This window comes from Nocardioides sp. CPCC 206348 (genome assembly GCF_048654705.1).
Classification (GTDB): domain Bacteria; phylum Actinomycetota; class Actinomycetes; order Propionibacteriales; family Nocardioidaceae; genus Nocardioides.
The window spans coordinates 3,910-9,204 of record NZ_JBMCZA010000212.1; the positions used below are offsets into that span (position 1 = coordinate 3,910).

Annotated in this window: 5 protein-coding genes; 4 read left to right on the forward strand and 1 reads right to left on the reverse strand. The window is 68.2% G+C overall.

All coding sequences use genetic code 11. The features are described 5' to 3' along the window. Positions 1 to 267: 267 nt before the first annotated feature. Positions 268 to 1,818 (forward strand): FMN-binding glutamate synthase family protein, encoded by a 1,551-nt coding sequence (locus tag ACOADB_RS22010; protein WP_378603611.1) that lies wholly within the window; start codon positions 268 to 270, stop codon positions 1,816 to 1,818. A 7-nt stretch (positions 1,819 to 1,825) separates the two neighbouring features. Here ACOADB_RS22010 and ACOADB_RS22015 read toward each other — a convergent pair whose 3' ends face one another. Beyond that, complete coding sequence (locus ACOADB_RS22015; RefSeq protein WP_378603614.1) at positions 1,826 to 2,560, reverse strand: response regulator transcription factor; 735 nt, start codon at positions 2,558 to 2,560, stop codon at positions 1,826 to 1,828. Between the two features lie 137 nt (positions 2,561 to 2,697). Here ACOADB_RS22015 and ACOADB_RS22020 point away from each other — a divergent pair, with 137 nt between their 5' ends. The 3 genes from ACOADB_RS22020 to ACOADB_RS22030 all read left to right on the forward strand — a co-directional run bounded on the left by ACOADB_RS22020 (position 2,698) and on the right by ACOADB_RS22030 (position 5,222). Next, on the forward strand, positions 2,698 to 2,964 hold the full coding sequence (locus ACOADB_RS22020) for a MoaD/ThiS family protein (RefSeq protein ID WP_378603888.1): 267 nt from the start codon (positions 2,698 to 2,700) through the stop codon (positions 2,962 to 2,964). Between the two features lie 82 nt (positions 2,965 to 3,046). After that, positions 3,047 to 4,387: an O-antigen ligase family protein gene (locus tag ACOADB_RS22025; protein WP_378603617.1), complete on the forward strand. Its 1,341-nt coding sequence runs from the start codon at positions 3,047 to 3,049 to the stop codon at positions 4,385 to 4,387. A gap of 121 nt (positions 4,388 to 4,508) precedes the next feature. Then, complete coding sequence (locus ACOADB_RS22030) at positions 4,509 to 5,222, forward strand: TylF/MycF/NovP-related O-methyltransferase (RefSeq protein ID WP_378603620.1); 714 nt, start codon at positions 4,509 to 4,511, stop codon at positions 5,220 to 5,222. Positions 5,223 to 5,295: the final 73 nt, after the last annotated feature.

Here is a 5,295-nt window from a genome sequence, read left to right on the forward strand (position 1 = left end):
AGGGCGAAGCCGTCCCTGGTCACCCAGGCGCCCAGGCCGTCGAGGCCGTGGTGCTTGAGGCGCAGGTGGGCGGCTTCGTCGAGGGGGTCCGCGCCGTCGTGCTCACGGGAGGCCCGGCGGACGTCGGCGATGGCAGCGAGGGCGGTCTCGCCGGTGAGCAGGTCGTCGATGGCCACCCCTCGACGCTATCGCGCGGGTTTACCTGCGACCGAACCCGATCGCCACAGACCGTTTACATGTGACACCGTGACGCTGTAGGACTGGCCCATGAAACTCAGCCACGCGGTGAGTGGGGCAGCCGTGGCCCTCGGCGCGGTCGCGGTACGCGACCTCGTCCAGAAGAAGCACGCTCTCCAGCGCAACTTCCCGGTCGTGGCTCACGCCCGGTACTGGCTGGAGACCATCGGTCCGGAGCTTCGGCAGTACATCGTCACGGGCAATGACGAGGAACGGCCGTTCAGTCGCGACCAGCGCACCTGGATCTATGCGTCCAGCAAGGAGCAGAACAGCTACTTCGGCTTCGGGACCGACCTCGACGTCGAGCACACCCAGGGCCATGCGTACATCAAGCAGCGCACCTTCGCCGACAAGCTGCCGAGCGACCAGGACCACAACTGGACCCTGCCCAGCGCCAAGGTGCTGGGCGGTCCACGCGGTCGGGCCAAGGCGTTCCGCCCGGAGTCGGTCGTCAACGTCTCGGCGATGAGCTTCGGGTCGTTGTCCTCGAACGCGATCACCGCGATCAACAAGGGGGCGGCTGCGGCGGGGTGCCTGCACAACACCGGCGAGGGATCGATCTCGCCGTACCACCGCAACGGCGCCGACCTGATCGTGCAGATCGGTACGGCGTACTTCGGGTGCCGTGATGACGCCGGCAACTTCTCGCTCGACAAGCTCAAGGCGATGATCGAGACGGCGCCGGTCAAGGCCCTGGAGATCAAGCTGAGCCAGGGCGCCAAGCCAGGTCTCGGTGGCCTGTTGCCGGCAGCGAAGGTGACGCCGGAGATCGCGGCCATTCGCGGCATCCCGGAGGGCAAGGACTGTTCCTCCCCGTCGCGGCACACAGCGTTCCACGACGTCGACTCGATGCTCGACTTCGTCGAGATGCTGGGCGCCGAGACCGGCCTCCCAGTCGGCATCAAGTCGGCCGTCGGCGCGATGGACTTCTGGGAAGACCTCGCCCGCCTGATGTCGCCGCGCGACCGGGGCGTCGACTTCATCACCCTCGACGGCGGGGAAGGCGGCACCGGTGCGGCGCCGTTGATCTTTGCCGACTCGGTCTCGCTGCCGTACCGGATGGGCTTCTCGCGGGTCTACGGCACCTTCGCCGAGCTCGGGCTCACCGATGACATCACCTTCATCGGGTCTGCCAAGCTCGGCCTGCCCGACAACGCGGTGGTCGCGTTCGCGCTCGGTGCCGACATGATCAACGTGGCGCGGGAGGTGATGCTCTCGATCGGGTGCATCCAGGCGCAGAAGTGCCACACGGACCACTGCCCGACCGGTGTCGCCACCCAGAACCCCTGGCTGGTCCGCGGCCTCGACGTGACGTCCAAGGCGGACCGCGCAGGCGTCTACCTCCGGACGATGCGCAAGGAGCTGACCCGCATCTCGGCCGCGGTCGGCGTCGCCCACCCGTCCCTGATCACCTGTGCCGACGTCGACATCTTCAACGGCGACTACGACGCGCGTTCACTGGCGTCGGTCTACGGATACAAGGAGGGCTGGGGTGAGATCGGACCGGACCTCAGGAACGAGATCACGCGGTTGATGCACACCAGCGACCACTTCGACGAGCAGCCCGACGCCTCCGACTGAGCGGACCTCAGGCGTCGAGCGAGTTGCGCTCAGCCATCCGTGCGGCGTCGGTCTCGGCGTCCTTCGACGGGAGCACGAACCGGTAGCCGACGTTGCGGACGGTCCCGATGAGCGTCTCGTTCTCGGGGCCGAGCTTGGCGCGGAGGCGACGCACGTGGACGTCGACAGTGCGGGTACCACCGAAGTAGTCGTAGCCCCAGACCTCCTGGAGCAGCTGCTGGCGGCTGAACACGCGCCCCGGGTGCTGGGCGAGGAACTTGAGGAGCTCGAACTCCTTGAAGGTCAGGTCGAGCACCCGGCCGCCGACCTTCGCGGTGTACGTCGCGTCGTCGACGACGACCTCACCGGAACGGATCACGTGGGCGTCGGGGTCGGCCGCGTCGCGAGCCGCAGCGAGCCGGCCGATGGCCAGCTTGATCCGGGCTTCGAGCTCGGCGGGACCGCAGGTGTGGAGCACGACGTCGTCCATGCCCCAGTCGTGGTTGACCACGGCCAGGCCACCTTCGGTGGCCACGAGGATCACGGGCACCTCGGTGCCGGTGGTGCGGATCAGGCGGCACAGGTCACGGGAGCTGGCCAGGTCGTGACGTCCGTCGACGAGCACCAGGTCGGACTCGGGCGCCTCGAGGAGGGCACTGCCCTCGGCGGGCAGGATCTTGACCTGGTGGCCGAGCAGGGCGAGACCGGGCAGTACTTCGGCCGACGGTTGCAACGCGCTGGTCAGAAGCAGGAGAGTGCTCATTCGGGTCTCCTCACTGGCGACGCGTGGGCGCGTGCCGGGTGTGAGACCGAAACGCAACGCTGGGTCCCGGCCGGTTTTCCTATGGGGGACGATACCGAAACAACGGTGCAACGGGGAAGGACACGACGGTGAATGAGATGCAGGTCATCCGGGTGCGCTACTGGGCGGCCGCACGATCTGCTGCCGGGGTGCCCGAGGAGGAGATCGACGTCCCGGGTCCGGTCTCCCTGACCGAACTGGTCGCCGAGGTGGTGCGGCGCCACCCCGACGGGCGTCTTCCCGACGTCGTCAAGGCGTGCTCGGTGCTGGTCGGTGACCGCCCGGTGTCGTCCGGCGACCCGGCCGCGGTCGTCGTACGACCGGGGGACACGGTGGAGTTCCTGCCGCCGTTCGCCGGGGGATGAACACGCTCCCGCGCGCGGGGTACGCGCACGGTTAGACTCGCCCCGGTCGTCCAGCGGGACGGCTGCCGTGCAGAGGAGACCCGTGCCGAACCAGACAGTCGCGCGCACGCCGAGAGCGCCGTCGGGTGACGGCACGACCGGCGTCCTCGAGACGCGCCTGGTCACCGGGCTCCTGGTCCTGGTCGCGGTCGGTCTGGTCTACGTCGCGGCACGCGGCCCCATCGCGGCCATCGCCGCGAGCCTGATGGCGATCATGCTGCTCCTGCTGGCCGTCCTCGGCCGGGAGCGGCTCGCATTCCTCGCCATGATGGGCGCGTTCGCGACCGCGCCCATGAACAAGGGCATCTCGCCCGGCGGGGCCGAGAGCCCGATCTCGATCACCGATGTCCTGTTCGGCCTCGCGGTGATGCTCCTGGTCCCGACCCTCCTGCGACGCTCCCTGAAGCTCCCGCTGGCCTACACGATCGGCATCTCGCTGATCATGATCACCGGCACGCTGTCGACCCTCTTCTCGCCGGATCCGCTGATCAGCTCGGTCCAGTTCGTCCAGTGGCTGATCGTCATCGTCGGTCTCCTCGGCCTGTTCGCGCTGTGGTCGCCGACCTGGAGGATGGTCGACGTCCTCCTCTGGAGCTACGTCGTCGGGCAGATGGCCAGCACTCTCTACGCGCCGATCGGTGGTGGGGTCGGCAACCGCTACCAGGGCCTGTCGCACCACCCGAACGAGTTCGGTGGCGCGGGCGTGATGGCGTTCGCCGCCCTGATGTACCTGTGGCGTCGCAATGACGCCGTCTGGTACCGCGTCGTGGTGGCGCTGGCCATGGCCGCGAGCGTGGGGTCCGTCGTCGCGAGCGGCAGCCGTGCGGGCGCTGCCGTGCTCGCGGGACTGGTCCTGATGATCCCGTTCGTCGAGCGGTCCGCCCTCAAGGGCTTCCTGCTCGCCGTCCTGGGTGCGCTGTTCGTCTTCGCGCTCCCGTTCGTCGTCGGCAACTCGGGCGAGGGCTCGGCCATCGCCCGGCTCGCCGGGTCGGCCGACGCGCTGGGTGCCGACCGGGCCCGCACCGAGGCCCAGGACTTCGGCATCGACCTCTTCCTGCAGCATCCGTTCGTCGGCAACGGGTTCTCGGACGCGTTGTTCGTGCACAACGTGGTGCTCGGCGTCGCCTCGAGCACCGGTGTGATCGGCCTGCTCGGCTACCTCATGGTGCTGTTCACCCTCGCGCGCCCGATCATCGGCAACCATCCGAACCGCCGGCTGGGCTACGTCGTGTGGGCGTTCATCGCCATCACACCGACCTTCCCCGGCCTCGAGGACCGGACCCTGTGGGTGCCGATGGCGCCTGCGATCCTGCTCGCCATCCAGGCACGCATGACCTCGGGCAAACCAGAGCCAGCGGCGCGGGCCGCGGCGCGGATCCGCTGATCCGCGACCGGATCGGCTCGGCTGCGCAACCCTGTCCAAGTGCAGGTCGGGGGATCCACCAGCCCCTATGCTTCTGCCGAAGCGGCGACCTCCCGACCATCGCCGCGCGGAGCGACCCCTCATGCCTTCTGCAGTACAGCGCGCCATGGCGAAAGCTCGCCTCAAGTCGAAGGTCGTCATTGCCAAGGTGGGCAGAGACAGCCTCCGGCTCGACACCGTCGTCAACCTGCCCAAGATCGAGACCTGGCGCCGTGCGCACGTCCCGGAAGGCACCCCCGCCTTCGACCACCGCGAGCAGATGTACGACCACCTCCACGCGACGTTGATCGGTGACAACCCGATCGACTACCTCGAGTTCGGGGTGTTCGAGGGCAACTCGCTGCGCCACTGGGCGAACCTCAACAAGAACGCGGACTCCCGGTTCTACGGCTTCGACTCCTTCGAGGGCCTGCCCGAGACCTGGAAGCGGTTCGACAACAAGATGGTCAAGTCGCACTTCGACGTCAACGGCGCCCTGCCGGACATCGAGGACGACCGCGTCGAGTTCATCGCCGGCTGGTTCCAGGAGAGCGTGGACCCGTTCCTGGAGAAGTTCACGCCCGAGTCCCGGTTGATCGTGCACATCGATGCCGACCTCTACTCCTCGGCGCTCTACGTACTGACCCGCCTCAACGCGCTGCTGGTGCCCGGCACGATCGTGGTCTTCGACGAGTTCTCGTCGGTGCTCAACGAGTTCCAGGCGCTGGAGAACTACTGCTCCGCCTACCAGCGTGAGTACGACGTGCTCGCGCACTCCTGGTACTACTTCGGCCAGGTCGCGATCCAGATGCGCTGACCGGTCCACCGGCCGGAAAGCAGGAACGGCGGCGCACCCCTCGGGGTGCGCCGCCGTTCGTCTCTGTCAGGGG

What these genes read in the sequence shown, in the direction of transcription:
- ACOADB_RS22010 (WP_378603611.1), top strand. Translation starts at nt 268, where the DNA reads ATGAAACTCAGCCACGCGGTGAGTGGGGCAGCCGTGGCCCTCGGCGCG.
- ACOADB_RS22015 (WP_378603614.1), bottom strand. Translation starts at nt 2,560, where the DNA reads ATGAGCACTCTCCTGCTTCTGACCAGCGCGTTGCAACCGTCGGCCGAA.
- ACOADB_RS22020 (WP_378603888.1), top strand. Translation starts at nt 2,698, where the DNA reads ATGCAGGTCATCCGGGTGCGCTACTGGGCGGCCGCACGATCTGCTGCC.
- ACOADB_RS22030 (WP_378603620.1), top strand. Translation starts at nt 4,509, where the DNA reads ATGCCTTCTGCAGTACAGCGCGCCATGGCGAAAGCTCGCCTCAAGTCG.